The 26,817-nt window shown below is 49.6% G+C and carries 46 protein-coding genes; 4 read left to right on the top strand and 42 right to left on the bottom strand.

Features of this window, described 5'->3' with window-relative positions:
- Positions 1 to 326, top strand: a 326-nt coding sequence (locus tag EDM57_RS24120; RefSeq protein WP_211338294.1) for a hypothetical protein, incomplete at its 5' end; no start/stop codon positions are given.
- Between the two features lie 162 nt (positions 327 to 488).
- On the opposite strand, the gene EDM57_RS21545 is transcribed toward EDM57_RS24120, so the two are convergent.
- A complete protein-coding gene (locus EDM57_RS21545; protein WP_122906739.1) occupies positions 489 to 1,142 on the bottom strand; it encodes a stage II sporulation protein M in 654 nt (217 codons plus the stop codon).
- A 126-nt stretch (positions 1,143 to 1,268) separates the two neighbouring features.
- Here EDM57_RS21545 and pdaB point away from each other — a divergent pair, with 126 nt between their 5' ends.
- Positions 1,269 to 2,039 carry a polysaccharide deacetylase family sporulation protein PdaB gene (gene pdaB, locus EDM57_RS21550; RefSeq protein WP_122906740.1) on the top strand — a complete coding sequence of 257 codons (771 nt, stop codon included), beginning with the start codon at positions 1,269 to 1,271 and terminating at the stop codon, positions 2,037 to 2,039.
- Positions 2,040 to 2,070: 31 nt separating this feature from the next.
- Here pdaB and EDM57_RS21555 read toward each other — a convergent pair whose 3' ends face one another.
- On the bottom strand, positions 2,071 to 2,658 hold the full coding sequence (locus EDM57_RS21555) for a KinB-signaling pathway activation protein (protein ID WP_122906741.1): 588 nt from the start codon (positions 2,656 to 2,658) through the stop codon (positions 2,071 to 2,073).
- A 125-nt stretch (positions 2,659 to 2,783) separates the two neighbouring features.
- Here EDM57_RS21555 and gerD point away from each other — a divergent pair, with 125 nt between their 5' ends.
- Entirely contained in the window at positions 2,784 to 3,404 is a 621-nt protein-coding gene (gene gerD, locus EDM57_RS21560; RefSeq protein WP_122906742.1) for a spore germination lipoprotein GerD, read from the top strand.
- A 102-nt stretch (positions 3,405 to 3,506) separates the two neighbouring features.
- Here gerD and EDM57_RS21565 read toward each other — a convergent pair whose 3' ends face one another.
- The 39 genes from EDM57_RS21565 to EDM57_RS21755 all read right to left on the bottom strand — a co-directional run bounded on the left by EDM57_RS21565 (position 3,507) and on the right by EDM57_RS21755 (position 25,318).
- On the bottom strand, positions 3,507 to 4,610 hold the full coding sequence (locus EDM57_RS21565; RefSeq protein WP_122906743.1) for a P-loop NTPase: 1,104 nt from the start codon (positions 4,608 to 4,610) through the stop codon (positions 3,507 to 3,509).
- Positions 4,611 to 4,726: 116 nt separating this feature from the next.
- Positions 4,727 to 5,443: an N-acetylmuramoyl-L-alanine amidase CwlD gene (gene cwlD / locus EDM57_RS21570; protein WP_122906744.1), complete on the bottom strand. Its 717-nt coding sequence runs from the start codon at positions 5,441 to 5,443 to the stop codon at positions 4,727 to 4,729.
- A gap of 190 nt (positions 5,444 to 5,633) precedes the next feature.
- Complete coding sequence (gene rpsI / locus EDM57_RS21575) at positions 5,634 to 6,026, bottom strand: 30S ribosomal protein S9 (protein ID WP_122906745.1); 393 nt, start codon at positions 6,024 to 6,026, stop codon at positions 5,634 to 5,636.
- 20 nt (positions 6,027 to 6,046) lie between these two features.
- Positions 6,047 to 6,484 carry a 50S ribosomal protein L13 gene (gene rplM, locus EDM57_RS21580; RefSeq protein ID WP_122906746.1) on the bottom strand — a complete coding sequence of 146 codons (438 nt, stop codon included), beginning with the start codon at positions 6,482 to 6,484 and terminating at the stop codon, positions 6,047 to 6,049.
- Between the two features lie 253 nt (positions 6,485 to 6,737).
- On the bottom strand, positions 6,738 to 7,472 hold the full coding sequence (gene truA, locus EDM57_RS21585; protein WP_122906747.1) for a tRNA pseudouridine(38-40) synthase TruA: 735 nt from the start codon (positions 7,470 to 7,472) through the stop codon (positions 6,738 to 6,740).
- Positions 7,469 to 8,266, bottom strand: coding sequence for an energy-coupling factor transporter transmembrane component T family protein (locus EDM57_RS21590; protein ID WP_122906748.1), 798 nt, complete (start codon positions 8,264 to 8,266; stop codon positions 7,469 to 7,471). Before EDM57_RS21590 ends, truA begins: the two co-directional genes overlap by 4 nt.
- A gap of 2 nt (positions 8,267 to 8,268) precedes the next feature.
- The gene (locus tag EDM57_RS21595) at positions 8,269 to 9,141 is read right to left on the bottom strand and encodes an energy-coupling factor transporter ATPase (protein WP_122906749.1); all 873 of its coding nucleotides are present in this window, start codon (positions 9,139 to 9,141) and stop codon (positions 8,269 to 8,271) included.
- Positions 9,117 to 9,968 carry an energy-coupling factor transporter ATPase gene (locus EDM57_RS21600; protein ID WP_122906750.1) on the bottom strand — a complete coding sequence of 284 codons (852 nt, stop codon included), beginning with the start codon at positions 9,966 to 9,968 and terminating at the stop codon, positions 9,117 to 9,119. Before EDM57_RS21600 ends, EDM57_RS21595 begins: the two co-directional genes overlap by 25 nt.
- Before the next feature lie 181 nt (positions 9,969 to 10,149).
- Entirely contained in the window at positions 10,150 to 10,509 is a 360-nt protein-coding gene (gene rplQ / locus EDM57_RS21605) for a 50S ribosomal protein L17 (protein ID WP_005828799.1), read from the bottom strand.
- Between the two features lie 128 nt (positions 10,510 to 10,637).
- On the bottom strand, positions 10,638 to 11,582 hold the full coding sequence (locus tag EDM57_RS21610) for a DNA-directed RNA polymerase subunit alpha (RefSeq protein WP_122906751.1): 945 nt from the start codon (positions 11,580 to 11,582) through the stop codon (positions 10,638 to 10,640).
- Between the two features lie 156 nt (positions 11,583 to 11,738).
- Entirely contained in the window at positions 11,739 to 12,140 is a 402-nt protein-coding gene (rpsK, locus tag EDM57_RS21615) for a 30S ribosomal protein S11 (RefSeq protein WP_122906752.1), read from the bottom strand.
- Positions 12,141 to 12,156: 16 nt separating this feature from the next.
- The gene (rpsM, locus tag EDM57_RS21620; protein WP_122906753.1) at positions 12,157 to 12,525 is read right to left on the bottom strand and encodes a 30S ribosomal protein S13; all 369 of its coding nucleotides are present in this window, start codon (positions 12,523 to 12,525) and stop codon (positions 12,157 to 12,159) included.
- Between the two features lie 21 nt (positions 12,526 to 12,546).
- Positions 12,547 to 12,660, bottom strand: coding sequence for a 50S ribosomal protein L36 (gene rpmJ, locus EDM57_RS21625; protein WP_122906754.1), 114 nt, complete (start codon positions 12,658 to 12,660; stop codon positions 12,547 to 12,549).
- A gap of 34 nt (positions 12,661 to 12,694) precedes the next feature.
- Positions 12,695 to 12,913, bottom strand: a complete 219-nt coding sequence (infA, locus tag EDM57_RS21630; RefSeq protein WP_003333772.1) for a translation initiation factor IF-1 — start codon at positions 12,911 to 12,913, stop codon at positions 12,695 to 12,697.
- Positions 12,914 to 13,030: 117 nt separating this feature from the next.
- Positions 13,031 to 13,777, bottom strand: coding sequence for a type I methionyl aminopeptidase (gene map, locus EDM57_RS21635; protein WP_122906755.1), 747 nt, complete (start codon positions 13,775 to 13,777; stop codon positions 13,031 to 13,033).
- Between the two features lie 7 nt (positions 13,778 to 13,784).
- On the bottom strand, positions 13,785 to 14,429 hold the full coding sequence (locus EDM57_RS21640) for an adenylate kinase (RefSeq protein WP_122906756.1): 645 nt from the start codon (positions 14,427 to 14,429) through the stop codon (positions 13,785 to 13,787).
- Positions 14,430 to 14,490: 61 nt separating this feature from the next.
- Positions 14,491 to 15,786 (bottom strand): preprotein translocase subunit SecY, encoded by a 1,296-nt coding sequence (gene secY, locus EDM57_RS21645; RefSeq protein WP_122906757.1) that lies wholly within the window; start codon positions 15,784 to 15,786, stop codon positions 14,491 to 14,493.
- Complete coding sequence (gene rplO / locus EDM57_RS21650) at positions 15,786 to 16,226, bottom strand: 50S ribosomal protein L15 (RefSeq protein WP_122906758.1); 441 nt, start codon at positions 16,224 to 16,226, stop codon at positions 15,786 to 15,788. Before rplO ends, secY begins: the two co-directional genes overlap by 1 nt.
- 33 nt (positions 16,227 to 16,259) lie before the next feature.
- Positions 16,260 to 16,445 carry a 50S ribosomal protein L30 gene (gene rpmD / locus EDM57_RS21655; RefSeq protein ID WP_122906759.1) on the bottom strand — a complete coding sequence of 62 codons (186 nt, stop codon included), beginning with the start codon at positions 16,443 to 16,445 and terminating at the stop codon, positions 16,260 to 16,262.
- A 16-nt stretch (positions 16,446 to 16,461) separates the two neighbouring features.
- Entirely contained in the window at positions 16,462 to 16,959 is a 498-nt protein-coding gene (gene rpsE, locus EDM57_RS21660; RefSeq protein ID WP_122906760.1) for a 30S ribosomal protein S5, read from the bottom strand.
- An 18-nt stretch (positions 16,960 to 16,977) separates the two neighbouring features.
- The gene (gene rplR / locus EDM57_RS21665) at positions 16,978 to 17,340 is read right to left on the bottom strand and encodes a 50S ribosomal protein L18 (RefSeq protein WP_122906761.1); all 363 of its coding nucleotides are present in this window, start codon (positions 17,338 to 17,340) and stop codon (positions 16,978 to 16,980) included.
- Positions 17,341 to 17,372: 32 nt separating this feature from the next.
- Positions 17,373 to 17,909 carry a 50S ribosomal protein L6 gene (gene rplF, locus EDM57_RS21670; RefSeq protein ID WP_122906762.1) on the bottom strand — a complete coding sequence of 179 codons (537 nt, stop codon included), beginning with the start codon at positions 17,907 to 17,909 and terminating at the stop codon, positions 17,373 to 17,375.
- Between the two features lie 36 nt (positions 17,910 to 17,945).
- Positions 17,946 to 18,344, bottom strand: coding sequence for a 30S ribosomal protein S8 (gene rpsH / locus EDM57_RS21675; RefSeq protein ID WP_122906763.1), 399 nt, complete (start codon positions 18,342 to 18,344; stop codon positions 17,946 to 17,948).
- A gap of 27 nt (positions 18,345 to 18,371) precedes the next feature.
- Complete coding sequence (locus EDM57_RS21680; protein ID WP_122906764.1) at positions 18,372 to 18,557, bottom strand: type Z 30S ribosomal protein S14; 186 nt, start codon at positions 18,555 to 18,557, stop codon at positions 18,372 to 18,374.
- A gap of 24 nt (positions 18,558 to 18,581) precedes the next feature.
- Positions 18,582 to 19,124 (bottom strand): 50S ribosomal protein L5, encoded by a 543-nt coding sequence (gene rplE / locus EDM57_RS21685; protein ID WP_122906765.1) that lies wholly within the window; start codon positions 19,122 to 19,124, stop codon positions 18,582 to 18,584.
- Positions 19,125 to 19,150: 26 nt separating this feature from the next.
- Positions 19,151 to 19,465: a 50S ribosomal protein L24 gene (gene rplX, locus EDM57_RS21690; RefSeq protein WP_122906766.1), complete on the bottom strand. Its 315-nt coding sequence runs from the start codon at positions 19,463 to 19,465 to the stop codon at positions 19,151 to 19,153.
- 49 nt (positions 19,466 to 19,514) lie between these two features.
- Positions 19,515 to 19,883: a 50S ribosomal protein L14 gene (gene rplN, locus EDM57_RS21695; protein WP_122906767.1), complete on the bottom strand. Its 369-nt coding sequence runs from the start codon at positions 19,881 to 19,883 to the stop codon at positions 19,515 to 19,517.
- A gap of 41 nt (positions 19,884 to 19,924) precedes the next feature.
- Complete coding sequence (gene rpsQ / locus EDM57_RS21700; protein ID WP_122906768.1) at positions 19,925 to 20,191, bottom strand: 30S ribosomal protein S17; 267 nt, start codon at positions 20,189 to 20,191, stop codon at positions 19,925 to 19,927.
- A 22-nt stretch (positions 20,192 to 20,213) separates the two neighbouring features.
- Positions 20,214 to 20,411 (bottom strand): 50S ribosomal protein L29, encoded by a 198-nt coding sequence (gene rpmC, locus EDM57_RS21705; protein WP_005828838.1) that lies wholly within the window; start codon positions 20,409 to 20,411, stop codon positions 20,214 to 20,216.
- Positions 20,401 to 20,835, bottom strand: a complete 435-nt coding sequence (gene rplP / locus EDM57_RS21710; RefSeq protein ID WP_122906769.1) for a 50S ribosomal protein L16 — start codon at positions 20,833 to 20,835, stop codon at positions 20,401 to 20,403. The genes rpmC and rplP overlap by 11 nt, the downstream gene beginning before the upstream one ends.
- Positions 20,836 to 20,837: 2 nt before the next feature.
- A complete protein-coding gene (gene rpsC / locus EDM57_RS21715; protein WP_122906770.1) occupies positions 20,838 to 21,500 on the bottom strand; it encodes a 30S ribosomal protein S3 in 663 nt (220 codons plus the stop codon).
- Between the two features lie 12 nt (positions 21,501 to 21,512).
- Positions 21,513 to 21,845, bottom strand: coding sequence for a 50S ribosomal protein L22 (gene rplV, locus EDM57_RS21720; RefSeq protein ID WP_122906771.1), 333 nt, complete (start codon positions 21,843 to 21,845; stop codon positions 21,513 to 21,515).
- 29 nt (positions 21,846 to 21,874) lie between these two features.
- The gene (gene rpsS, locus EDM57_RS21725; protein ID WP_122906772.1) at positions 21,875 to 22,156 is read right to left on the bottom strand and encodes a 30S ribosomal protein S19; all 282 of its coding nucleotides are present in this window, start codon (positions 22,154 to 22,156) and stop codon (positions 21,875 to 21,877) included.
- A 49-nt stretch (positions 22,157 to 22,205) separates the two neighbouring features.
- Positions 22,206 to 23,036 carry a 50S ribosomal protein L2 gene (gene rplB, locus EDM57_RS21730; RefSeq protein WP_122906773.1) on the bottom strand — a complete coding sequence of 277 codons (831 nt, stop codon included), beginning with the start codon at positions 23,034 to 23,036 and terminating at the stop codon, positions 22,206 to 22,208.
- Between the two features lie 32 nt (positions 23,037 to 23,068).
- Positions 23,069 to 23,359: a 50S ribosomal protein L23 gene (gene rplW / locus EDM57_RS21735; RefSeq protein ID WP_122906774.1), complete on the bottom strand. Its 291-nt coding sequence runs from the start codon at positions 23,357 to 23,359 to the stop codon at positions 23,069 to 23,071.
- Positions 23,359 to 23,982, bottom strand: coding sequence for a 50S ribosomal protein L4 (rplD, locus tag EDM57_RS21740; RefSeq protein ID WP_122906775.1), 624 nt, complete (start codon positions 23,980 to 23,982; stop codon positions 23,359 to 23,361). Before rplD ends, rplW begins: the two co-directional genes overlap by 1 nt.
- 17 nt (positions 23,983 to 23,999) lie before the next feature.
- Positions 24,000 to 24,629 carry a 50S ribosomal protein L3 gene (gene rplC / locus EDM57_RS21745; protein WP_122906776.1) on the bottom strand — a complete coding sequence of 210 codons (630 nt, stop codon included), beginning with the start codon at positions 24,627 to 24,629 and terminating at the stop codon, positions 24,000 to 24,002.
- A 150-nt stretch (positions 24,630 to 24,779) separates the two neighbouring features.
- The gene (rpsJ, locus tag EDM57_RS21750) at positions 24,780 to 25,088 is read right to left on the bottom strand and encodes a 30S ribosomal protein S10 (RefSeq protein ID WP_005828858.1); all 309 of its coding nucleotides are present in this window, start codon (positions 25,086 to 25,088) and stop codon (positions 24,780 to 24,782) included.
- On the bottom strand, positions 25,058 to 25,318 hold the full coding sequence (locus EDM57_RS21755) for a hypothetical protein (RefSeq protein ID WP_122906777.1): 261 nt from the start codon (positions 25,316 to 25,318) through the stop codon (positions 25,058 to 25,060). The genes rpsJ and EDM57_RS21755 overlap by 31 nt, the downstream gene beginning before the upstream one ends.
- A gap of 122 nt (positions 25,319 to 25,440) precedes the next feature.
- On the opposite strand from EDM57_RS21755, the gene EDM57_RS21760 reads away from it, so the two are divergent.
- Positions 25,441 to 25,836 (top strand): globin domain-containing protein, encoded by a 396-nt coding sequence (locus EDM57_RS21760; protein ID WP_122906778.1) that lies wholly within the window; start codon positions 25,441 to 25,443, stop codon positions 25,834 to 25,836.
- Between the two features lie 6 nt (positions 25,837 to 25,842).
- Here the strand turns inward: EDM57_RS21760 and EDM57_RS21765 are convergent, their stop codons facing one another.
- A complete protein-coding gene (locus EDM57_RS21765) occupies positions 25,843 to 26,778 on the bottom strand; it encodes a DMT family transporter (protein WP_122906779.1) in 936 nt (311 codons plus the stop codon).
- Positions 26,779 to 26,817: the final 39 nt, after the last annotated feature.

Raw genomic sequence — 26,817 nt, forward strand, 5'->3', positions numbered from 1 at the left:
TTTCGCTGTTCAGTTTTCAAGGAGCATTTACTGATTGCTTGTCCGCTGAGTATTCATCGTTTTTCGTGATGGCGTCTCAAGGACAAGAACTAATCTATCATGTCACCCGCATAAGAGTCAATAGTTTTTTTCAAAAAGTTTTAGGTGAAGTGTTCCTCGCCCAGTTTTCTGCGTCTCACGTACTTGGAAAGCTCACTGGGAGAGGCTATTCTGGCATACATGCGGAACATGATGGAGTAGCGTTCTTCCATAGCGCGCTTCACCAAAGAGTCGATTCGTTTATCGCTAAAGTCGAGCAACATTTCTTCGAGTTCCCGTTTCAGTAAATACTCTAGTTCTTGCACTTCTTTGGCATTAAACAAAAACCCTAACAACGATATCGCCTCCGCCTTACGAATCTAACCTCTATCCTTTCCATCCAAATTCAACCCTATTCAAATTGAAAAGCCTCCCGTTTAGGAAGGCTTTAATTTGTTAGCAACTCTGAATTATTTCAGCAAGTTCATTTGCTGTAATTGTTCCCCGATCGTGGCTTTGAGAATAAATGGCGTAATCGAACTTTCTACGATCCCCGCAATCAGAAGCAATCCAATGACGAGCATCACCGCAGTTGGAAATTGCTTGAGAGTGTCGTACCAGTCATTTTTCACGCGCTCCTGATTGTGCGGCGCAAACAGCAACCCGACTGATCGCAGGCTGAGTATCCCGAGCCGTATGCCAATTCCCGCGGCAAACAGGACCGCAGGCAATTCAAAAATCCCGTGTGGCAAAATGCCTGCGCTGAAAACCAGCCACGGACTAATCCCAATCTCACTGGATTTTGCGAAGATGTACCCGAGCAGCAACCCGTTTGTCAGCATTCCAATTATGGGAAAGAATGCAAAAAACAATCCAAGGGCCATCATCATCAATGCGCTGAGCACGTTGTTGGAAAAAATCGCCCAAAACGTAGCGAACACGCCTCCCCCGCTCTCTTTGATCCGATCCGCAACTTCTTTCAGTTGCTCCATCATGCTCTTTACCACGGGATCCATGGCGGGGGCCTGCAAATAGCCAATTAGACCGCTCCCGAAAAAAATGAGACAAGCGGTCAGGAAAAACCGTTTGTTATCCAACCACAGACGCTGCAGCCTTTTGTTCATGAGCAACGCTCCTTTACTGCCTCTTACATTCACTATATGCATTGTACCTCAACAATAGCCAACTGGCCAAAGAATATCCTTGTCTTCCCTGCATAAACTGTTATCGGACAAAGGAGGTGCTTATCCATGAGATTCATTTATGTCGTGAGTACCAATCGTTTGAAGCAAATCCTCATTATCGCAGCAGCTATTCTGTTGACCGCAGTGATTGGCTATGCGGAACGCGATACGATCTCGGCTTTTTCCAGCAGCGGCAACAAGCAGGGGCCCCAGGCAATCTACAAGGTAGATACCAAGGAGAAGAAAATTGCTCTCACCTTTGACATCAGTTGGGGAGAAAACCGCGCACTCCCTATTCTCGATGTATTGAAAGAAAAAAATGTAAACAAGGCAACCTTCTTCCTGTCCTCTCCCTGGAGTCAGCGCCATCCGGAAATTGTGAAAAGAATCAAGGAGGCCGGACTGGAAATCGGTTCGCATGGCCATAAGCACGACAACTACAGCAAATACACGGATGAGGAAATTCGCAGCCAGATCGCCAAGGCTGACTCCATCCTGACAGAGATGACTGGAAAAAAACCGACCCTGATTCGCATGCCGAATGGCGATTTTGACAAACGCGTACTGGAAATTGCCAACCGGATGGGGTATACGGTTGTCCAGTGGGATACGGACTCCAAGGACTGGATCGAGCCGAAAAAAGATGTCATCATCCAAAACGTTCTGTCCAAAGCCCATCCTGGCGACATCATCCTGATGCATGCGAGTGATTCCGCCAAGGAGACTCATCTAGCCCTTCCCGTTATTATCGATCAGCTGCGCAAGCAAGGATACGAGTTCGTCACGGTATCCGAACTGATCGCCGGCACCAGCATCCAGAGCAAGGAAGTGAATTAAACGTACACAAAAAAGCTGACCGCGATAAAGGTCAGCTTTCTCTTTTTACCAGACGATGCAAATGCATCACTTGCCATACGTTGCAAAACAGTAAGGGTACAAGCATGGACAATGTCGCATGCACGCTGTCTTCCTTCAGGGCCGGAATCCATTCCAGAGCCGTGATGACAAACATGAAAAACATCGTGGGAATCCACGCCGTTCTGTTCGTCAGCCTTACTTTTCCGTAAGCAGTAACCAGAGCGACAATCAAAAGCAAAATCGGCTCAATAAAGTATGGTCCGACTCCTTTTCCTTCGCCCAGCGACGTGTAGCGGAGGTAAATCATGTCAAAAAAGACAAAGAGTATGAAAAAAACTTGAACGCTCTGCCACAAAGAAGGCGTCTTGAAAATCGTTTTGGCAAAATAATTGATTGTCATATACGCAAAAAAACCCATCTGGGCCACAATGCTAATGGTCATCCCATACAAAAGATACATCAGTGTGCCGACAAAAAAGTTGCCCGCGCTGCCTTCCGAAAGCTTGTCCAAATCAAAAATAAAGGCGACCAGAACCCCTCCCAGTCCCCCCAAGAGCAACGTGGTGACAAAAAGCCAACCATACTTTCTTAAGCTCACCAAACATTCCCTCCATTCCACATCGAATATGATTGTACCAATGGATACAAGAAAATACTAGCGTAAGAACAAAACAAAATGCGCACGTTACTCTTAGGCAGAGTAAAGAAGGAGGTGTCCACCCCATGAGAAAAAAGGCATTGTCTTTTTGGCTCTCCGCAATTGTCTGTCTGGTCCTATCCAGTTGCTCAAGCGGCGGGCAAGCACAAAGTTCGTCTCAGCCTGATTATAAGAGTGTCAAAGACATGGTGCTGGACATATTGCAGACTGACGAAGCGAAGCAATCCGTTAGCAAAATGATGAAAGATGAAAAGTTCAAGCAAAACCTGATGATTGACGAGTCCACTGTTCGCACCACTTTAATACAAAGCATGACGAATCCGAACAGCCCCCACATCAAAGAGGCCTTCAAAGATCCGAAATTCGCCAGCACATTGGCCAAATCGATGAAGAACGAGCAAAAAACGCTGATGAAGGATCTGATGAAAGACCCTGAGTACCAAAAACAGCTCATCAGCCTGATGAAGGACCCCGAGTTTGAAAAAAATCTCATGGATTTGATGAAAAGCGCTGCTTACCGCCAGCAAACCATGCAAATCATGAAGGAGTCCTTGCAAAGCCCTTTGTTCCAAGAAGAACTGATGAAAATCATGACAAAGGTCTCCGAAGACCTGACAAAGCCAAAAGAACTCAAGTCGAAGAAAAAAGGCAAGGGCGAAGACTCCGGTGGCGACTCCTCTTCCTAAGAAAGCCTCTGACGAAGCCGTTCAAGGATGAGCGACCGCGTTTTAGCGTAAGAAAAAAGGTGAGCTCTCATCCAGAGCCCACCTTTTTGGTATCTTTTGCGCTTACTTCTGCTCACATTTTTCAATGACGCGTTTCGCCATGTCACGGTACAACTGTCCGATTTCGGAGCTTTCCCGGTAAACAGAAGGAGAATAATCCGGCTCAGATGGATGGTTGTCCGGCTGTCCCAACGGAATTTGCGCCAAAAGTTCGGTAGCCAGCGTCTCTGCCAGTTTTCCACCGCCTCCGCGGCCGAAGACGTACTCTTTGGAGCCGTCCTTCGCTTCGTACCAGGCCATGTTTTCCACGACACCGAGAATTTCGTGTCCCGTCCGCTTTGCCATCGCCCCGGCACGTGCCGCGACAAAAGCTGCCGTAGGATGCGGCGTTGTCACGACAATCTCCTTGCTTTGCGGAATCATCGTATGCACGTCCAAAGCCATGTCGCCCGTTCCTGGCGGCAGGTCCAGCAGCAAGTAGTCCAGCTCTTCGCCCCAATGCACTTCCGTAAAGAAATTGCGCAGCATTTTTCCGAGCATCGGACCGCGCCAGATAATCGGGGAGTTGTCCTCGACGAAAAAGCCCATGGACATGACCTTTACGTTTTGCTTTTCTACAGGGAGAATCGTTTCGCCAATGACAGTCGGGCGCTGGTCGATGTTCATCATGTCCGGCACGCTGAAGCCATAAATGTCGGCGTCGATAATGCCGACCTTTTTCCCCAGGCGAGCCATGGCTACGGCCAGATTGACAGTGACCGTTGACTTCCCTACGCCGCCTTTACCGGATGTAATGGCGATAAAGGTTGTCTTCGAATCCTTGGCCAGAATCGGATTGAGCAAAGGAGCTTGTCCCGGCGTCATATTATGTGTTTGTCCGCCCTGGGTATTGCGCAGCTGAGCGCTGAGGGCTGCTCGCTCCTCATCGGTCATCGAGCCGAAATGCACGCGCACTTCCTCCGCTCCAAGCGCTTTCACAGCCCCTATGACGTCGTCTTCGATCTTGGCCTTTAGAGGACAGCCGGAGATCGTCAAAACGACTGTCAGGCTCACTGTAGCGCCTTCAACACGGATGTCCCGGATCATGTTCAGCTCGACCAGACTGCGATTGATTTCAGGATCCTTCACATCACGCAGCGCTTCCAGAATTTGTTCTCTGGTCAACATGGTTGCTCACCTCATCTATATCGTCTTGGCCATCATTTTTCCATACCTTCTATCACTAGATGGTTTGCGCGTTCATTATAGCACATTCGGACGGGCGGGACACAGCCGCCGCCCGTTCAAGGTGTCATTGGCACTTTTTCACCGGAATACTGCCGCAAAATCCCCTGGTAGATCGCATTCGCCATCGCTTTTTGGTACTCCTGGCTTTGCAGCCGTTTCGCTTCTTCGGTGTTGCTGACAAACCCAACCTCGACCAAAACAGCCGGGCAGTTGACTTCCCGTATCAAAAATACGTTGTTCGTCTTGCTCGGCACACGATCGGTATTGCCCAGCACCCGCTTGATCTCATCCTGGATGAGATAGGATACCTCCGCGCTTTTTTTAAACGTAGGCGAGTAAAACGTTTGCGCACCCGACCATTTGGGTGAAGGGATGGAATTGACGTGAATGCTGACCAGCAAATCGGGAGAGCTGTCATTCACCAGTTTCACCCGGTTGCGAATGTCTTCTGCTTTTCTTCTTTTGGCCAGGTCAGCCTCCGGCGATGCCAAATCCTTGTCTTCCTCCCGCGTCATGATGACAAACGCGCCTGACTGCTGGAGAAAATCCCGCAAGTACATACTGATTGCCAGCGTCACCTCCTTTTCCACCACATCGCCTGTGCTGGATATAGCACCACCGTCTTTGCCCCCGTGTCCCGGGTCGATGGCAATGACGGTTCCTGTCAGCGGCAGCGACCATGCCATCCACGACGAACGATCCGGTGATTCGTAGGTGAACAGCACCACCAGTAAAGCAAAAGCCAGTATCCAGCCTACCCCTTTTCGTATCACGGCGTATCGTCCCCTTTTGTCCCATTCTCGTTCCATCATATGGACAAACAGAAACAATTATTCCACGCATGGGCTGTGAGGGGGGCTTGCGGTTTGGAAAGGCAGCGGAGCGGGGCTTTTGACAGCGATATATAGCATAAAAAAAGACCCCCGAACCAAAAAAGTTCGAGAGCCTTGCCAAACGGAAAAATTAGCGTTTGGAGAATTGAGGCGCGCGACGAGCTGCTTTCAAGCCGTATTTTTTACGTTCTTTCATGCGAGGGTCGCGAGTCAGGAAGCCAGCGCGTTTCAGAGCGCCGCGCAGTTCTGGGTCTGCTTTCAGCAGAGCGCGAGCAACGCCGTGACGGATTGCACCAGCTTGACCAGTGGTTCCGCCACCGTTTACGTTAACCAGTACATCGTAACGACCGAGGGTTTCAGTCAGAACGAGTGGTTGTTTTACGATCAATTTCAGTGTTTCCAAACCAAAGTAATTATCCATATCACGTTTGTTGATAACGATGCGACCTTCACCTGGAACCAGGCGAACACGTGCTACGGAGTGCTTACGACGACCTGTACCGTAGTATTGTACTTGTGCCACGTATATTTCCTCCCTTTACCTTAACCGCGAATTTGCCAAACTTCTGGTTTTTGTGCTGCATGAGGATGCTCAGCGCCAGCGTATACTTTCAGCTTCGTGAACATTTGACGTCCCAAGCTGTTTTTAGGCAGCATGCCTTTTACAGCCAGTTCGAACATACGAGCTGGTTTTTTGTTCAGCATGTCGCCAGCTGTAGTCTTTTTCAGACCTCCTGGATACAGGGAGTGAGAGTAGTAAATTTTGTCTTGCAGCTTGTTACCAGACAATTTCACTTTGTCAGCGTTGATTACGATTACGAAATCGCCAGTGTCAACGTGTGGAGTGAATTCAGGTTTCAGTTTGCCACGCAGGATAGAAGCTACTTCGCTTGCCAGACGGCCCAGCGTTTGGCCTTCTGCGTCAACGATGTACCATTTGCGCTCAACTTCGAGCGGTTTCGCCATATATGTGGTACGCATTTTTGTCCCTCCTAAGTATCTTACCTTTACATGTCCATCTACTTATAACCAAAACAATCGAAACTTGCAATGGAAGAAAATTGCTGCTAACGGGTGAGCAACTCTTCCAGGTGTTTCATTTATCACGAACTTGTCTTTCAATCCCGGGGCTAGAGTGGGGCTAGGCGGGGTTAAAATACCAAGGAATATCGTACTACATCACAGACTCGTAGTCAAGGGCCTTCCCTCGGTCTAATAGTTGGAAATCTGTCTGTTAATAGACGACCTCCCACATCGTCAGACCTTTGGCTGGCGCTGTCTTTCCTGCCATCTCCCGATCCCGTGCCGCAAGAATCTTTTTCAGCTCATCGGGATGGCGTTTGCCCTGCCCGACCTCTACCAAGGTGCCCACTATGATGCGCACCATGTTGTACAAAAAGCCGTTGCCGCGGCACGTTACCCATACTTCGCCGCCGAAGCGCTCCACAGTCAGGCTGTACACCGTTCGCACCTTGTCCTCGACAAATGTCTTCGCCGAGCAAAACGACGTAAAATCATGCTCTCCCACCAAATGACGTGCGGCCTGCTGCATCGCCTCCACGTCCAGCGGAAAGCGGATGTGGTCGGCATAGCGGTGACGAAATACATCTGCCACTGGGTTGTTGTCAATGCAATACCGATACTCCTTCACCCGTACGTCAAAACGGGCGTGAAAAGTCTCCGGCACCTCTTCTACCGACCGGATCACAATTGAGTCAGGCAGTTGATTATTGAGTACAAACCGCCACTTGTCCAACGGAATGTGACTGTTCGTATCAAAATGAATCACCTGTCCGCGCGCGTGCACCCCGGCATCGGTACGACCCGAACCATGGATTTGAATCTCTTCTCCCGTGATTCGTTTCAGAGCGGCTTCGATCTCCCCTTGCACCGTTACCTGATCGGGCTGAACCTGAAAACCGCTGAAGTCTGTTCCATCGTATCCCAAAACACAGCGTAACCGCTTCATGCACGCCACCATCCAATCGTAATCGCGAGCAACACTCCGGCAGCTGCTATCCCGGCATCTCGCCAGGAAAAGGCCAGCTTGTGCAATCGGGTTCGCCCGACACCGCCTCGATAGCCGCGCGCTTCCATCGCCAAAGCGAGATCCTCGGCCCGGCGAAACGCGCTGACGAACAACGGAATCGCGATCGGGATCAGGCTTTGCGCTCGCTTCACGAGACTGCCGCTCGTAAAATTGGCTCCCCTGGCCGTCTGCGCCTTGATGATTTTATCCGTCTCCTCCATCAAGGTCGGAATGAACCGGATCGCAATCGACATCATCAGGGCGATTTCGTGCACAGGAACCCCAATCCGGCCAAATGGTCCGAGCAGGCGCTCCAGTCCCTCCGTCAAATCGATTGGCGATGTGGTCAACGTCAGCAAGGAGCTAATCACCACCAGGAGTCCCAACCGCAAGGAAATGAAGATCGCTTGTTGTATTCCACGTTCCTCGACTGTAAACCAGCCCCATTGGAAGTACACCGCGCCGCCTTTTGTCAGGAAAATGTGCAGGATGATCGTAAACACGATCAAGATCCATACCGGTTTCAAGCTTTTCAGGATGTAGCCAAGCGACAGCCTGGAGAGCAGCCCGGCATACAGGGTAAAGGCTACCAATACGGCATAGGTGACCGTATTGTTGGCCAGAAAGACTAGCGTTGCAAAAAGAATGATAAAGAGCAGTTTGCTTCGCGGATCTGCGCGATGTAAAAAGGAATGCCCAGGTACGTACTGACCAATGGCAATATTCTGCAGCATGCCTAGCCCTCCTTCGGTACGGACAGTCGTTCCAGCAGATGGGCAATCAACTCTTCCTCCCGATAAACGGAGTTTGGCAGACTTTCCTTGTCCGGCAGCAATTGATTCAGCCTCGACACAAAAGCGACTGTCTCCGGCACATCCAAAGCAAGCTCGCGGAGACGCTCTGCCTGCATGAAGATTTCATCCGGCTTGCCCTGCAAGGCGATCGTGCCCTGTGCCAGTACCAGCATATAGTCGGCGTAGCGCGCTGCTTCCTCCATGCTGTGGGTGACCAATAGCGTCGTCAGCTTTTGCTCCTGGTGAATGCGGTAGATCGCTTCCAGAATCGACTGACGCCCCATCGGGTCCAGCCCTGCCGTCGGCTCGTCCAATACAAGCACTTTTGGCTGCATGGCCAGAACTCCTGCCAGCGCGACACGGCGCATTTGCCCGCCACTCAGGTGAAAAGGCGAACGGTCCTTGACTTTTTCGTAATCCAGTCCAACGATTTCAAGAGCCTCTTTCACGCGGGCCTCTACCATCGCTTCCGGCAAATCAAAGTTCGAAGGTCCAAAGGCAACGTCTTTTGCCACTGTTTCCTCAAACAGTTGATGCTCCGGATACTGGAAAACAAGCCCGATATTCCGCCTTTGCTCGTGAGGCAAACGCTGCTTCGAGGTGATAACTGTGTCCCCCAAAGTAATGGTCCCAGCGCTGGGCAAAAGCAAGCCGTTCAAATGCTGGATCAAGGTAGACTTGCCAGAGCCTGTCTGCCCGATAATCCCGACAAACGAACCGGACGGAATCGTAAACGAGATGTCGTGCAAGGCTACCCGCTCAAACGGGGTTCCTTTTCCGTAGATATGGCTTACCTGGTCAAAAGTAATCTGCATACGTGCTCCACCAGCTCCTCTTGGTGCAGTACAAACGGTAGATCAATCCCTTTGGCAGCCAACATGTGTCGGAGGCGGACGGCAAAGGGAACATCCAGCCCTACCGCTTTCAAACGTTCTACCTGGTTGAACACGTCACCAGGCGGCCCCTCCATCAGAACTTCTCCGGCATTCATCACAACGACCTTGTCCGAATAGACCGCTTCTTCGGGAAAATGGGTAATGTTGATGATGGTAATTCCTTCGTCACGATTCAGCCGTCTGACCAGTTGCAGCACTTCCTGTCTGCCCTGGGGATCAAGCATCGCTGTCGCTTCATCCAGGATGATGACGGATGGCCGCATCGCCATAATGCCCGCGATTGCCACGCGTTGCTTTTGTCCCCCTGACAGCCGGTGCGGCTGCGCCAGCAAGTACGGCTCCATCCCGACCGAAGCCAGCGCCTCATCAATACGCTGGCGCATCTGTGCAGGATCGACGCCCATGTTCTCAAGCCCAAAGGCCACATCATCTTCCACCGTCGCCCCGACAATCTGATTGTCAGGGTTTTGAAAGACCATGCCCACATGGCGGCGTATTTCCCAAACCAGTTCCCCTTGGGACGTATCCATCCCGGCGACGAGCACCTTGCCGCCCTCTGGCAAAAGCAAGGCATTCATCAGCTTTGCCATCGTAGACTTGCCCGAGCCGTTATGACCCAATACAGACACAAAGGAACCCTTTTGAATGGTCAGATCGACGTCCTTCAATACCGGGACACGACTGCCAAGCTCATCATCATAGGTATAGGATACCTCTTGCAGTGCCAGCAGGTTCTCTTCATTCATGAGGCATTCACATCCTCTCCAGCCTTTGCAGACTAGCAGGATTTCTCCTTAGAGAAAGAAAAAAAGGGTTGAATCAGAGTCCAGCCTATGACCAGATCTGCCCCCACCCTTTTCACGGTCGATTACCGGTATCGAGGTTGTGTCTCGTTTCCCATGTAAAATGACCAGTTTCTATCCATTATTAAACGAATTCGATGTACGCCATCGGAGCAGCGTCGCCGCGGCGAGGGCCGGCTTTCAGGATACGAGTGTATCCACCGTTGCGCTCTTTGAAGCGAGGCGCGATTTCATCGAACAGTTTTTGTACAGCATCGCGACCTTCTGCATTCGCAACTTCTTTGCGAACAAAAGCAGCAACTTGACGACGAGCATGCAGATCGCCACGTTTCGCGAGCGTAACCATTTTCTCAGCGATTGGGCGCAGTTCTTTCGCCTTCATCTCTGTAGTTTCGATGCGCTCGTTGATGATGAGGTCAGTTACCAAGTCGCGGAACAACGCTTTACGAGCTGCACTACGACGACCCAATTTACGGTATGCCATGTCTTTACCTCCCTTTTCAAGCTGGCAACACTACGTAGAAACTTCTACTGTCGGGAAGCCAGATCTGTATTCCCCCAAAATGGGGGCTGACTTGAGAGAACAAAAGTCTGCTGTCAGGGTTTGCTTCTCTAGTCGTCGCTGCGCAGGGACAGGCCGAGTTCAGCCAGCTTTTCCTGCACTTCTTCCAGAGATTTGCGACCCAGGTTGCGGACTTTCATCATGTCCTCTTCGGTCTTCTGCGTCAGCTCTTGCACGGTGTTGATACCGGCACGCTTCAAGCAGTTGTAGGAACGAACAGAAAGATCCAGCTCTTCGATTGTCATCTCCAACACTTTTTCTTTCTTGTCTTCCTCTTTTTCAACCATGATCTCAGCATCTTTGGCCTCATCGGTCAGACCGACAAACAGGTTCAAGTGCTCCGTCATGATTTTTGCGCCGAGACTAACGGCTTCTTCCGGACTGATGCTGCCGTTTGTCCAAACCTCAAGTGTCAACTTATCGTAGTTGGTCATTTGCCCTACACGGGTATTTTCCACCTGATAGTTAACGCGCTTGATCGGCGTATAGATCGAATCAATCGGAATCACGCCAATTGGCAGATCCTCAGACTTGTTTCCATCTGATTGAACATAACCACGACCACGTCCAGCTGTCATGCGGATATGCAGACGACCGCCATTGGCCAACGTTGCAATATGAAGATCAGGGTTTAAGACCTCCACATCACTGTCAGCACGGATATCTCCCGCTTTGACAACGCCTTCGCCTTCTGCATCGATCTCGATTACTTTTTCTTCATCGGAATGGATCTTCAGCGCCAAGCCTTTGATGTTCAGGATGATCTCGGTTACATCTTCAACGACGCCTTCAACCGTAGAGAACTCGTGAAGAACCCCGTCGATTTGAACAGTACGAACTGCCGAACCTGGCAAGGACGAAAGAAGAATCCTTCTCAGCGAGTTGCCAAGGGTAGTCCCGTATCCGCGTTCCAGAGGTTCTACAACAAATTTTCCATACGAGTTGTCGTCGCTAACTTCCACAACCTCGATTTTTGGTTTTTCTATTTCTATCATTAAACAAACCCTCCTTCAAAACGTCGAAATCCTTGGGTGGGCCGCATACGTGCCCACTCAGGAATTTCCCCGGCGGTTTACCGTTTGCGTGCATGACAAGCTATAAATCAGAATTTACCATTCTAGTATGGACATGTTCTGAACAATATAAACCAGTTACACGCGGCGACGTTTTGGTGGACGGCAACCGTTGTGCGGAATTGGCGTCACGTCTTTAATCATGTTCACTTCGAGACCAGCTGCTTGCAGGGAACGGATCGCTGCTTCACGACCAGCACCTGGACCTTTTACCGATACTTCGAGGGAACGCATGCCATGTTCCATAGCGACACGTGCAGCCGCTTCAGCAGCCATTTGCGCAGCAAATGGAGTGCTTTTACGGGAGCCTTTGAAGCCGAGGGAACCAGCGCTGGACCAAGAGATCGCGTTACCGTGTGGATCTGTGATGGTTACAATCGTGTTGTTGAAAGTGGAGCGGATATGCGCTACGCCGACTTCAACATTCTTGCGATCACGACGACGGGTACGAGTTGTTGTAGCCTGTTTTCTTTTCGCCATGTCAGTTTACCCTCCTTTACTTCTTCTTGTTAGCTACTGTACGACGTGGGCCTTTACGTGTACGAGCATTTGTTTTAGTACGTTGACCGCGAACTGGCAGTCCACGACGGTGACGGATTCCACGGAAGCATCCGATTTCCATCAGACGTTTGATGTTCAAGGAAATCTCACGACGGAGATCGCCTTCCACCTTCACGTTCTTGTCGATGTAATCACGCAGTTTGCTTACTTCGTCTTCTGTCAGATCGCGAACACGAGTGTTCACATCTACGCCAGTAGCGGCCAGAATTTTTTGAGACGTGGGGCGGCCAATACCAAAAATGTAGGTAAGAGCAACTTCAACGCGTTTTTCGCGCGGCAAGTCTACGCCTGCAATACGTGCCATGTGTCAAAAGCACCTCCTTGTTTACCCTTGTTTTTGCTTATGCTTAGGATTTTCACAAATAACCATTACGTTACCTCTACGACGGATAACCTTGCACTTTTCGCAGATCGGTTTAACCGAAGGTCTCACTTTCATGGTTCTTGCCTCCCTTTTCTAGGGGTTTTGCTTGCTATTTGTAGCGATACGTAATACGTCCGCGGGTCAAGTCGTACGGTGACAGTTCAACAGTTACTTTATCCCCCGGCAGGATGCGGATAAAGTGCATGCGGATTTTTCCGGAGACGTGAGCGAGGACTTTGTGTCCATTCTCCAATTCTACTCGAAACATAGCGTTCGGCAAAGGCTCAATTACTGTACCTTCTACCTCAATGACATCATCTTTTGCCATGGTAAACTCTCCTTTCTTCTGCTCTTCAGTCGGACCATGAGTTTTGCGAAATGATCACACAACGAACTTATCGTCGACACGTTGGACGACAATCCCGAAACACTCGGTACTCTCGCATTATGTTCGTGTTAAAATCTCATAGCCATCTTCCGTAATCGCGATGGTGTGTTCAAAATGAGCACATGTTTTCCGATCCAATGTTACTACCGTCCAATTGTCCTCCAATGTGCGGACATAACGTTCGCCGGCATTTACCATTGGCTCAATTGCCAACACCATGCCTGGTTTTAACCGTGGACCCCGATCAGGCGGGCCGTAGTTAGGAACCTGCGGATCTTCGTGCAAGTTTTGCCCAATCCCATGCCCCACATACTCGCGGACGAGTGTGAAGCCGGCAGCTTCTGCGTGAACCTGAATGGCATGAGAGATATCGGACAATCGTCCCCCAGGAACAGCTTTTTCAAGCCCCTTGAACAACGCCTCTTCCGTTACCCGCAACAGCTTTTCATTTTCCGCGGAAATTTTGCCGACCGGATACGTCCAAGCGGAGTCTCCATGGTACCCCTGAAACTGGGCACCGATGTCGATGCTGATGATGTCTCCTTCTTGCAACGTCCGTTTTCCTGGGATCCCGTGTACGAGTTCTTCATTGACTGAAGCACAGATACTACCTGGAAAGCCACCGTAGCCTTTAAATGATGGAACTGCTCCCATGCTGCGAATAAATGTCTCGGCAATTTCGTCAAGCTGCTTTGTCGTGACACCAGGCTTGATCGCCTTGGCCAGCTCTTGATGGGTGAGTGCGACGATACGACCAGCTTCGCGCATAACCTCAAGTTCTGCTTTCGACTTCAGGATAATCATTCGGCAATTACCCTCTTAGCAACGACTTAATTTCCGCAAACACTACCTGGATATCTTGTTCCCCATCGATATCTCGCAGGAGCCCCTGTGCGGAGTAGTAGTCGATGAGTGGTTGAGTCTGGGCGATGTTGACATCAAGACGCTGTGTTACCACTTCGATCTTGTCGTCATCACGCTGATACAGCTTACCACCATCTTTGTCACACACGCCAGCCTCTTTTGGAGGATTGAACATCGTGTGATAGCTAGCTCCACATACAGGGCAGATCCAGCGACCGGTCAGACGTTCAATCAATTGCTCGCGACGAACGTTGATGTTAATCACATGATCGATTTCGCGTCCCAGCTCTTTCACAGTAGCTGTCAACGCTTCCGCCTGCGGGACTGTGCGCGGAAAACCATCCAACAGGAATCCTTTCGCGCAGTCGTCCATCGAGAGGCGCTCCCGCACAATTCCGATGACTACTTCATCGGGAACAAGCAAACCTTTATCCATAAAGGATTTGGCTTGCAGTCCGAGCGGCGTTTCGTTTTTAACCGCTGCTCGGAACATGTCGCCAGTCGAAATGTGCGGGATGTCAAACTCTTTTACGATACGTTCTGCCTGTGTTCCTTTACCGGCACCAGGCAGCCCCATCAGGATTATGTTCACGTCCATTCCCTCCGTCCCATAAAGAAAAGCTGCAGAAGCTTTTCTCTAAACATCTAAGTCATTACTTGATAAACCCTTGGTAATGGCGTTTAATCATCTGGCTTTCGATCTGCTTCATTGTGTCAAGAGCTACCCCGATCACAATCAAGAGCGAAGTGCCGCCGATGTAAATCTGCTGCGGCAGGTTAGCCAGCTTGCTGAAGAAGAATGGCAAAATGGCAATTGCCATCAGGAACAATGCGCCAGCCAAAGTTAGACGGTTTAGTGTACGAGTAATGTATACCTCAGTGTTTTTACCGGGTCGGATACCAGGAATGTAACCGCCATTTTTTCTCATGTTTTCTGCCATTTGTACAGGGTTAATCTGAACAAATGTGTAGAAATAGGTGAAACCGAGAATCAGGATAGCGTACAACGTCATTCCCAACGGTTCAGTCACTTGGAAGTTTTGATAAATCCAGTTGGCAAACCCTGTTCCGGATGAATCCACCCAGAACTGTGCGATTGTCGACGGGAACAGTACCAGCGAGACAGCAAAAATTACGGGAATAACACCGGCAGAGTTGATTTTCAACGGAATGTGGGTGGATTGACCACCGTACATTTTACGTCCAACCACTCGCTTCGCGTATTGCACCGGAATTTTGCGGATACCTTGCTGCATAAAGATAACCCCGACGATAATAGCGAGGATTACCAGCAGAATGATCGCAACTTTGACGATGCTGAAAAAGACATTCTGGGAAGGATCACCGAACTGTGTGGTGTAAATCGTCGTAACTCCAGTTGGAATGTTGGCGACGATCCCGGCAACGATCAGGATCGAAATCCCGTTGCCGATTCCCTTCTCCGTAATCTGTTCCCCCATCCACATCATGAATGCGGTCCCAGCCGTCAGTGTCAGCGCGATGAGTGCATAGCTGCCAATCGAAGTGTCGTTGAGCAAGCCAGGTGCCATATTATTAAAGCCGATTGTCATCCCAACTGACTGAATCAAGCCAAGGATGATTGTCGCGTAACGGGTAACGGTAGCGATCTTGCGACGGCCAACCTCCCCTTCGCGTGCCCATTGCGTCAGCTTAGGCACAACATCCATCGACATCAGCTGCATGATAATCGATGCCGTAATATATGGCATGATACCCATGGCAAAAATCGAGAAGTTTTGCAGTGCTCCACCAGAGAAGGTGTTCAACAAACCCAACAAGTGGTTTGTGTTCTGCTGAAACAGCTCGACGTTGACGTTCGGAACCGGTACAAAGCTACCGATCCGGAAGACGACCAACATCATGAGGGTAAACAGGACCTTACGACGTAAGTCGCCAATTTTAAAAATGTTAGTTAAGGACGCTAACATTAGATCACCTCGGTTGTTCCACCGACTTGAGCGATCTTCTCAGCTGCAGCTCCGGAAAACTTGTGAGCTTTTACAGTCAGCTTCACAGTCAGTTCGCCGTTAGCAAGAACCTTAACACCGTCGCGCAGTGCGCTGATAACACCAGTTTCTTTCAACAGTTCAGGTGTTACAACAGTACCCTCTTCGAAGCGGTTCAGCGCATCCAGGCTAACAATCGCAAATTCCTTGCGGTTGATGTTAGTGAAACCGCGTTTAGGCAGACGACGGTACAATGGGTTTTGACCACCCTCAAAACCAGGGCGAACTCCGCCGCCGGAACGAGCGTTTTGACCTTTGTGACCTTTACCAGCAGTTTTGCCAGTACCGCTACCGATACCGCGACCAATGCGCTTACGAGTGTGACGGGATCCTTCTGCAGGTTTCAGTTCATGCAATTTCATACGTTGCACCTCCTAACTAATTGAGATGTGTGATTATGCTTCTACTTCTTTCACTTCAACCAAGTGCTTCACTTTGAAAATCATTCCACGAATCGCAGCGTTGTCTTCCTTCACTACAGTGGAGTTGATTTTGCGAAGACCCAGAGCTTTTACAGTATCTTTTTGGTCTACAGTGCGACCGATCAGGCTACGTTTGAGGGTGATTTGCAATTTTGCCATGTTCATTCCCTCCTTATTAACCCAACAACTCGTCAACAGTCTTACCGCGCAGTTTCGCGACTTCTTCCGCTGTTTTCAGACGGCCGAGGCCTTCCAGCGTAGCGTTGACCATGTTGATAGGATTGTTGGAACCAAGAGATTTACTCAAGATATCGCCTACACCAGCCAGTTCGAGTACGGCACGAACAGGTCCGCCGGCGATAACACCTGTACCTGGGGCAGCAGGCTTGATGAGAACTTTACCAGCACCGAATTGGCACATAACTTCGTGTGGAATGGTTGTTCCTCTCAACGGTACACGGATCAATTTTTTCTTAGCGTCTTCAATCGCTTTGCGAATGGCGTCTGGAACTTCTTGAGCTTTACCCATACCAGCACCTACGTGGCCGTTACGGTCTCCCACAACAACCAGGGCGCTGAAGCTCATGCGACGTCCACCTTTAACCGTTTTCGCTACACGGTTAACAGCGACTACTTTTTCTTCGAGCTCTAATTTGCTAGGGTCGATACGCATTCCTTACCCTCCTTGTTGTTAGAATTGCAGACCAGCTTCACGAGCTGCTTCTGCCAGTGCTTTAATACGTCCATGGTAGATGTAACCACCGCGGTCAAAAACCACTTCAGTCGTACCTTTTTCTTTTGCACGCTTAGCGATCAATGTACCTACAGCAGCAGCAGCTTCCACATTAGCGCCATTTTTCAGGCCCAGCTCTTTATCCAGAGAAGATGCAGATGCCAGTGTTACACCATTTGCATCATCAATCAGTTGAGCGTAGATGTGCTTGGAAGAACGGAACACGTTCAGGCGCGGACGGATCGCAGAACCAATCACGCGTTTGCGAATACGCAGGTGACGTTTTTTCCGAGCTTTGTTTTTATCAGGTTTCGTAAACATTAAGCGGCCTCCTTTCTCATGAAGCTAGAAGCTTATTTACCTTTTTTACCTTCTTTACGACGAACCACTTCATCGCTGTACTTGATACCTTTACCTTTGTATGGCTCAGGTTTGCGCAGCGAACGAATTTCAGCAGCAACTTGACCTACGCGCTCTTTGTTGATGCCTTTTACCACCAGAGTGGTTTGGTTTGGTACATCGATTTCGATACCCGCTTCTGGAGTAACTTCCACTGGGTGGGAGAAACCGAGAGAAAGAGTAACGCCGTTCCCGTTTTTCGTAGCACGATAACCTACACCGACGAGCTCCAGAGTACGAGTGAAGCCTTCGGATACGCCTTTTACCATGTTGGCAATCAGCGCACGAGTTGTACCATGCAGAGAGCGATGCAGTTTGTTGTCGCTTGGACGCTCTACAACAACTTCGTTTTCAGAAATGTTGATTTTAATATCTTCATGGAAGTTACGAACGAGTTGACCCTTAGGGCCCTTTACCGTCAGCTCAGTTCCGTTCAGAGTGAGGGTAACGCCTGCAGGTACCACGATCGGTTTTCTACCGACACGAGACATGTGGTGCACCTCCTGTGCTTTTTTACAATCTGTTAATTACCAAACGTATGCAAGAACTTCTCCGCCAACATGAGCTTGACGAGCTTGCTTGTCAGTCATCACACCGTTGGATGTGGAGATGATCGCGCAACCGAGGCCACCCAGAACCTTAGGTACTTCATTGCTTTTCGCATAGACACGAAGTCCTGGTTTGGAGATACGTTTCAGACCTGTGATAACGCGCTCGTTGTTCGCACCGTATTTCAGGAATACGCGGATGATTCCTTGTTTGTTGTCCTCAACAAACTCAGCATCACGGATGAAGCCTTCTTCTTTCAGAATGCGCGCGATTTCCTTCTTGATGGTGGACGCTGGGATCTCCACTTTCTCGTGGCGAACCATGTTAGCGTTACGAATACGTGTCAACATATCTGCGATTGGATCAGTCATAACCATGAGAGAAAACCTCCTTCCCGTTTCAAATTACCAGCTTGCTTTTTTCACGCCTGGAATTTGACCTTTATAAGCAAGTTCACGGAAGCAAATACGGCAGAGTTTGAATTTGCGCAATACGGAGTGCGGACGTCCGCAACGCTCGCAGCGAGTATACGCGCGCACTGCAAACTTCGGTTTGCGCTGTTGCTTGATAATCATTGATTTCTTTGCCACATTCTTCCCTCCTTACGAGTGGGTTTATTTACGGAATGGCATACCCATTTGAGTCAGCAACTCACGAGCTTCCTCATCCGTTTTCGCGGAAGTAACAATTACAACGTCCATACCGCGAACTTTGTCAATTTTATCGTACTCGATCTCAGGGAAGATCAGTTGTTCCTTCAGACCAAGTGTGTAGTTGCCGCGACCGTCAAACGCTTTGGAAGAAACGCCACGGAAGTCACGGACACGTGGAAGAGATACGTTCATCAATTTGTCGAGGAAGTGGTACATACGCTCGCCGCGCAGGGTAACCTTCGCACCGATCGGCATACCTTCACGCAATTTGAAACCAGCGATGGATTTCTTTGCGCGAGTTACTACAGGTTTTTGACCAGAGATGGTTTGCAGGTCTTCAACCGCAGCATCCAAGGTTTTAGCGTTGCCTACCGCTTCGCCAACACCCATATTGATGATGATCTTTTCAACTTTCGGCACTTGCATGATGGAAGTGTAGTTGAACTTGCTCATCAGGCTAGGCACGATTTCTTTTGTATACTTTTCTTTCAATCTTGTTGCCATCTAGGATATCCTCCTTTCCAACCAGACTACTTGTCGATTACTTCGCCAGACTTTTTCGCGTAACGAACTTTCTTACCGTTATCCAAAACTTTGTAACCGATGCGAGTAGGTTTTCCGGACTTCGGATCGATCAAAGATACGTTGGAAACGTGAATCGCTGCTTCTTGAGTCACAATGCCACCTTGCGGGTTAGCTTGGGACGGGCGGCTGTGTTTCTTCACGAGGTTGATACCTTCAACCAGAACGCGTTCTTTCTTTGGATAAGCAGCGAGAACGCGACCTTTTTTGCCTTTATCTTTGCCCGCAATTACGATAACAGTGTCGCCTTTTTTAACGTGCATCGCTTGGTGCACCTCCTATCGAACAAACTGCCTGAGTTTTTCCGTTCAATTAGATAACCTCTGGAGCCAGAGAGATGATCTTCATGAAATCTTTGTCGCGGAGCTCACGAGCTACTGGTCCAAAGATACGAGTACCACGAGGGGACTTGTCTTCCTTGATGACTACAGCTGCATTTTCATCAAAACGGATGTAGGAACCATCTTGACGACGAACGCCGCTAACAGAGCGAACTACAACTGCTTTAACTACTTGACCTTTCTTGACAACGCCGCCGGGTGTAGCGGATTTTACGGAGCACACGATAACGTCACCGATGTTCGCCGTTTTGCGACCGGAACCACCCAGAACCTTGATGCACATGAGTTCTTTTGCACCGGAGTTGTCAGCAACAGCCAATCTCGTCTGAGTTTGGATCATTTACTGTTCCTCCTTTCGGATTTGATATCCGAAAATCTGACTTATACGATTACTGCCTCTTCGACGATACGTACCAAACGGAAACGTTTATCTTTGGACAATGGACGAGTTTCCATCAACTCTACGATGTCGCCCACTTTTGCCGTATTGTTCTCGTCGTGAGCCTTGAACTTTTTGGAGTATTTCACGCGTTTGCCGTACAGAGGATGTTTCTTGTAGGTTTCAACAAGTACAACAATGGTTTTATCCATTTTGTCGGAAACAACGCGACCTACAACGGATCGACGCATATTGCGTTCTGCGGTCATCGTTCAAACCTCCTTCCTTTAATTAGCCGATTCCCAATTCTCTCTGGCGCAGGATGGTTTTCGCACGAGCAATATCCTTACGCACTTGTTTGATGCGAGATGTGGTTTCGAGTTGACCTGTTGCCAACTGGAAACGAAGGTTGAACAGCTCTTCTTTCAAAGAAGCAACGTTTTGTTCGATCTCGGCAGTGGTCAAATTGCGGAACTCATTAGCCTTCATGTGCGTCACCACCCACTTCTTCACGCTTCACGAATTTGCACTTGATAGGCAGCTTGTGCATAGCAAGACGCATAGCTTCGCGAGCGACTTCTTCAGGTACGCCAGCAAGTTCAAACATGATCTTGCCTGGCTTTACAACCGCTACCCATTTCTCTGGAGAACCTTTACCGGAACCCATCCGTACTTCGAGCGGTTTTTGTGTAATTGGCTTGTCAGGGAAGATTTTAATCCATACTTTACCGCCACGTTTGATGTAACGAGTCATCGCAATACGAGCAGCCTCGATTTGACGGTTCGTTACCCAAGATGGCTCCAATGCTTGCAATCCGTATTCACCGAACGCAACAGTAGTACCGCCTTTTGCGTTACCAGTCATTTTCCCGCGGTGTTGTTTACGGTGTTTCACGCGTTTTGGCGTCAACATGATTACTTGCCTCCTTCCTCAGTAGCGACGTTCTTTCTCGCTGGAAGGACTTCTCCACGGTAGATCCACACTTTTACACCGATGCGACCATAAGTGGTATGAGCTTCAGCAGTACCGTAGTCGATGTCGGCACGCAGAGTGTGAAGCGGAACAGTACCTTCGCTGTAACCTTCAGAACGTGCGATGTCCGCGCCGCCAAGACGACCGCTTACCAAGGTTTTGATACCTTTGGCGCCAGCACGCAGCGTACGAGTGATCGATTGCTTTTGCGCACGACGGAAAGAAATGCGGTTTTCCAATTGACGAGCGATGTTTTCAGCTACCAGAGTAGCATCCAGATCCGGACGTTTAATTTCGTTGATATTGATATGAACGCGTTTGCCAGTCAGATCAGTCAAGGATTTGCGCAGAACTTCTACCTCTGCCCCACCTTTACCAATTACCATACCAGGCTTAGCGGTGTGAATCGTTACGTTCACGCGATTAGCTGCGCGTTCGATTTCGATAGTGGATACAGCAGCATCTTTCAGACGCCCTTTTACAAACTTGCGGATTTTCAAGTCTTCGTGCAACAGTGTTGCGAAGTCCTTGTCAGCGTACCATTTGGACTCCCAGTCACGAATGACACCGATCCGAAGACCTACCGGGCTTACCTTTTGACCCACACGTAACCCTCCTTATTTCTCGTTTAGTACCACTGTGATGTGGCTAGTGCGTTTATGGATGCGGCTTGCGCGACCCATAGCGCGCGGACGGAAACGCTTCAACGTAGGACCTTGGTCCACGAAGATTTTGCTAACTACCAGGTTGTTAGGATCCATTTCGTAGTTGTGCTCAGCGTTTGCAATAGCCGACTTCAGGAGTTTTTCAACAACTGGAGAAGCTGCTTTTGGCGTGTGCTTCAGGATCGCCAATGCTTCACCTACTTGCTTGCCTCTAATCAAGTCAACCACCAGGCGAACTTTACGAGACGCAATGCGAATATTGCGAGCAACTGCTCTTGCTTCCATCTTTGTACCTCCTCTCTGTCAAGAGAAAATTAGCGCTTCTTGGACTTCTTGTCGTTGTCGACGTGACCCTTGAAGGTACGAGTTGGTGCGAACTCACCCAGTTTGTGACCAACCATGTCTTCAGTTACGTATACTGGAACATGTTTGCGACCATCGTATACAGCAAACGTGTGTCCTACGAACTCAGGGAAGATGGTGGAACGACGAGACCAAGTTTTGATCACGCGTTTCTCATTCTTTTGATTTTGCTCGTCAACTTTTTTCATCAAGTGGTCATCCACGAAAGGACCCTTTTTCAAGCTACGTCCCATTAGTGAACCTCCCTTCGCCAAAGGCGTTCGGTTATAGTATCAGCCTACCTTACTTCTTGCGGCGGCGGATGATGTATTGGTCGGACTTGTTCTTCTTCTTGCGAGTCTTGAGACCCAGGGCTGGTTTACCCCAAGGAGTAACAGGTGCTTTACGACCGATTGGAGCGCGACCTTCACCACCACCGTGTGGGTGATCGTTCGGGTTCATTACGCTACCGCGAACAGTTGGACGAATACCCAGCCAGCGGGAACGTCCTGCTTTACCGATGTTCAGCAGTTCGTGATCGAGGTTACCTACTTGACCGATGGTAGCGCGGCATACGTTGTGAATGCGGCGAGTTTCACCGGAGGACAGGCGCACGATTACGAATTCACCATCACGACCGAGCAGTTGAGCGGAAGCACCTGCTGCGCGAACCAGTTGGCCGCCTTTTCCAGGTTTCAGCTCAATGTTGTGGATGGTAGTACCTACAGGGATTTTTTCCAGTGGCAGTGCGTTACCGATTTTGATGTCGGCATCTGCTCCGGAAATAATCTCGTCTCCTACTTTCAGGTTGTGAGGAGCGAGGATGTAGCGTTTTTCACCATCAACATAGTTGATGAGTGCGATGTTAGCGGAACGGTTTGGATCGTACTCGATAGTAGCTACGCGACCTACGATGCCGTCTTTGTTACGCTTGAAGTCGATAATACGGTATTTACGTTTGTGACCGCCACCTTGATGACGTACGGTAATTCTACCTTGGTTGTTGCGACCAGCTTTTTTGTTAAGAGGCGCCAGCAAGGATTTTTCGGGAGTCGACGTAGTGATCTCCTCGAAAGTAGAAACCGTCATTTGGCGACGACCAGGAGAAGTCGGTTTAAACTTTTTGATACCCATGTTAATACCCTCCTTTTCGGTAGTCGTCGAGGTTATACGCCCTCGTAGAAGGCCAGTTCTTTGCTGTCATCAGTCAGCTTGACGATTGCTTTCTTCCACTCGGATGTGTAACCGGAATATTTTCCGTAGCGTTTTGGTTTAGCAGGGACACGGATTGTGTTAACTGCTGCTACTTTCACGCCGAACACTTTTTCAACAGCTTGCTTGATTTCGGTTTTGTTGGCTTTGAGCGGTACTTCGAAAACGTACTTTTTCTCAGCCATCATGTCAGTGGTGCGCTCGGTAATGACAGGGCGCTTAAGGATATCGTGAAGGCTCTTCATTATGCGAGCACCTCCTCTACTTTCGCAACCGCGTCTTTTGTCACGATTACTTTGTCATGCGCTACCAGATCCAGAACGTTAATGCCTGCAGCATCTACGAACTTGGCGCCTGGAATGTTACGGGAAGAGAGCGCTACGTTTTGATCGAACTCGGAAGTTACGATCAGAACTTTGCGATCTACTTTCAAGTTGTTCAGAACCGCTGCCATTTCCTTTGTTTTAGGAGCTGCAAAGTTCAGAGCATCCAGAACCAGAAGTTCGTTGTTTTGTACTTTCGCGGACAGCGCGGATTTCAGAGCCAGACGGCGAACTTTACGGTTCAGTTTGTAACCGTATTTGCGCGGAGTTGGACCGAATACAACACCGCCACCTTTCCATTGCGGAGCGCGAATGGAACCTTGGCGAGCGCGACCAGTACCTTTTTGACGCCATGGCTTGCGGCCACCACCACGTACTTCAGAACGGTTCTTTACATCGTGTGTTCCTTGACGTTGGGATGCTTGTTGCATCACGATCGCATCGTACAGAACAGCGTTGTTAGGCTCAATCCCGAATACGCTATCTGCCAACTCGATTTCGCCAACTTGAGAACCAGCTTGGTTATAAAGAGCTACTTTCGGCATGTCAGTTCCTCCTTTCCTTAGTGTTTCTTGACTGCCGTCGAGATCAGCACGCAGCTGTTTTTCGGACCAGGCACGGAGCCTTTCACGAGAATCAGGTTGCGAGCTGCATCTACTTTAACTACTTCCAGGTTTTGAATGGTTACGTTGTCGCCACCCATTTGACCTGGCAATGTTTGACCTTTGAAAACGCGGTTTGGAGCGATAGCACCCAGGGAACCAGGACCGCGATGGTAACGCGAACCGTGAGCCATAGGACCGCGGGCTTGGTTGTGACGTTTGATCGCACCTTGGAAACCTTTACCCTTGGTTACGCCAGACACGTCAACGATGTCTCCCTCGGCAAAAATGTCTACTTTCAACTCTTGACCAACCTCGTAATCAGCGAGGTTTACTCCGCGAATTTCACGAATGAAGCGCTTAGGAGCAGTGTTAGCTTTTGCTGCATGTCCTTTTTCCGGTTTGTTAGCGCGCTGTTCTTTTTTGTCTTCGAAGCCGATTTGGATCGCTTCGTAGCCATCGTTCTCCACGTCTTTCTTTTGAAGAACCACGTTAGAACCTGCTTCGATAACTGTTACAGCGATTGCTGTTCCGTTCGGACCAAAAACTTGAGTCATGCCAAGTTTTTTTCCTAAGATTCCTTTGGTCATTTGTGCCACCTCCTGTGCTTATTTCAGTAAAACGTTTTATATGTTGTATCAAGTCCCCACCGATGCGCAGGGGTGCCATTTTAAGGGTTTGTTGCTTGGTATAACACGCTTATCAAGACAACGTCTGCGCGTGTATCGCTTTTTGGGACCTTACAGTTTAATCTCGATGTCTACACCAGATGGCAGATCCAGACGCATCAGAGCATCTACTGTTTGTGGTGTAGGGTTCAAGATGTCGATCAGACGTTTGTGAGTACGCATCTCGAATTGCTCACGAGAATCTTTGTACTTGTGCACCGCACGCAGGATCGTATAAACTGCTTTCTCAGTAGGAAGCGGGATTGGACCGGATACGTTTGCTCCGGAACGCTTCGCTGTGTCCACGATTTTTTCTGCGGATTGATCGAGGATTTTGTGATCATACGCCTTCAAACGAATACGAATCTTTTGCTTTGCCATTTTAGTCCCTCCTTTTTCGCCCATTTATTAAACGGACATTTCTCCGTGGAAATATCCTGCACCCCGGTCATGGCAAAGGGGCCGGGTGTGTCAGCAACCTCCCACATCATCGCAAGTCCATGACCAACATTCAATATTGTACTAAAAAAATCTGGGCAGCGCAAGTTAATTCTTGGCCTCCCACGCATTTTTTGTACACGCAAGCCTACTGAAAAGCTCACCTTGTCCATATTACTGATTTCCCGGCAGAAAGGCAAGCGGGATTACCTGCCAACTTTCTCCCGTCCTGTCTATAATAGAAGGAAGACGTTATACTTATGAGTGAGCTGTCTAAGCAAAGGAGGCTGTCCGTATGTCTGAAGCCATTCGCACTCCATATGAAATGATCGGCGGGGCAGATACACTGGCTCGTCTGGTAGATGCCTTTTATGATCTGGTTGCTCGGCACCCTGATCTTGCTCCCCTTTTTCCTGAAGACTTCACGGAAGTAAAAGAACGCCAATACCAGTTTCTTACCCAATTTCTCGGCGGCCCGGCCCTCTACACAGAGCGCCATGGACATCCGATGCTGCGTGCACGCCATATGCGCTTCCCGATCGGTCCTGTCCAAGCGGAAGCCTGGCTGGCTTGTATGAGAACGGCCATGGACAAAATCGGGCTGGAAGGCGAACTTCGTGAACAGATTTTTGAACGGCTGCGTTTGACTGCTTATCATATGGTGAACAAATGGGACGAAGAAAAAGCGTAGGGTATCCTACGCTTTTGTCGTCAGCTCCGGTGTTGCTTTTGCTTGCGGCGGACCTGGCTTTACCACATTGCGTGAACCAAGGTACACCCCACTTGCAATCATGAGAAGGGCAAGCAGGTGCACGAGCTTTAGCTGCTCACCAAGAAACAGCGCGGCAAACAACAAGCTCGCCATCGGCATACCGTTCAAAAATACGGCTGTTCGGCTGGCCCCCAACTGGCGGATTCCGTAGTTCCAGCCCACCGAGCCAAGTGCTGTAGATAGCCCACCAGAGGCGAAGATCACCAGCCACTGAAACGACGATACCTCCAAAGAAAAATAGTACGCGGCCGGCTGCTGTACGAGCGCTGCCGCCCACAAAAACACAATCCCGAACATTTGCGACATGGCCGTAATCAGCAGCACAGGCACTCCTCTCACGACCAGCTTGCGAATCAGCAAGCCCCCCGTCACATACATCAGCATGGAGAAAAACATGATGGCGTCACCCCAGCCGTTCATATGAAGGCCTCCGTGCTGGGAAATGACCACAATCAGCACTCCGGCAAAGCCTACGCCAATGCCAAGTCCTTTTTGCCACGACATGCCTTCGCCGAGAAAGATCATCGCCAGCAATGCTGTCGCCAATGGATTCAATCCCAGAATCAGCGAAGCATTGCCTGCTGTTGTCGTCTGGACGCCGGCCGCCAGGGTGATCTGGTGCAGCGCGATCGAGCTGGCACCGACACCGGCAATCAATAGCCAATCGCCTTTTTTCAAGTGCAGATTGGATTTGTATTTATAAATAATCGGAGCCAAGCATATTCCCGCTACTGTCATTCGAATCGCAGCAACGTAGAGCGGCGGAAACGTGGCAAGGTATTTTACCATCACTACGTTCAGGCCCCAAAGCGTGACAACGCCGATCAGCATGAAAAACAACAGCTTCTCCTTATTTTTCATTTCTCTATCCCCCATCCGCTGATCGTATTGTAGCACACC

The organism is Brevibacillus gelatini (genome assembly GCF_003710935.1).
GTDB classification, from domain to species: Bacteria; Bacillota; Bacilli; order Brevibacillales; family Brevibacillaceae; genus Brevibacillus; species Brevibacillus gelatini.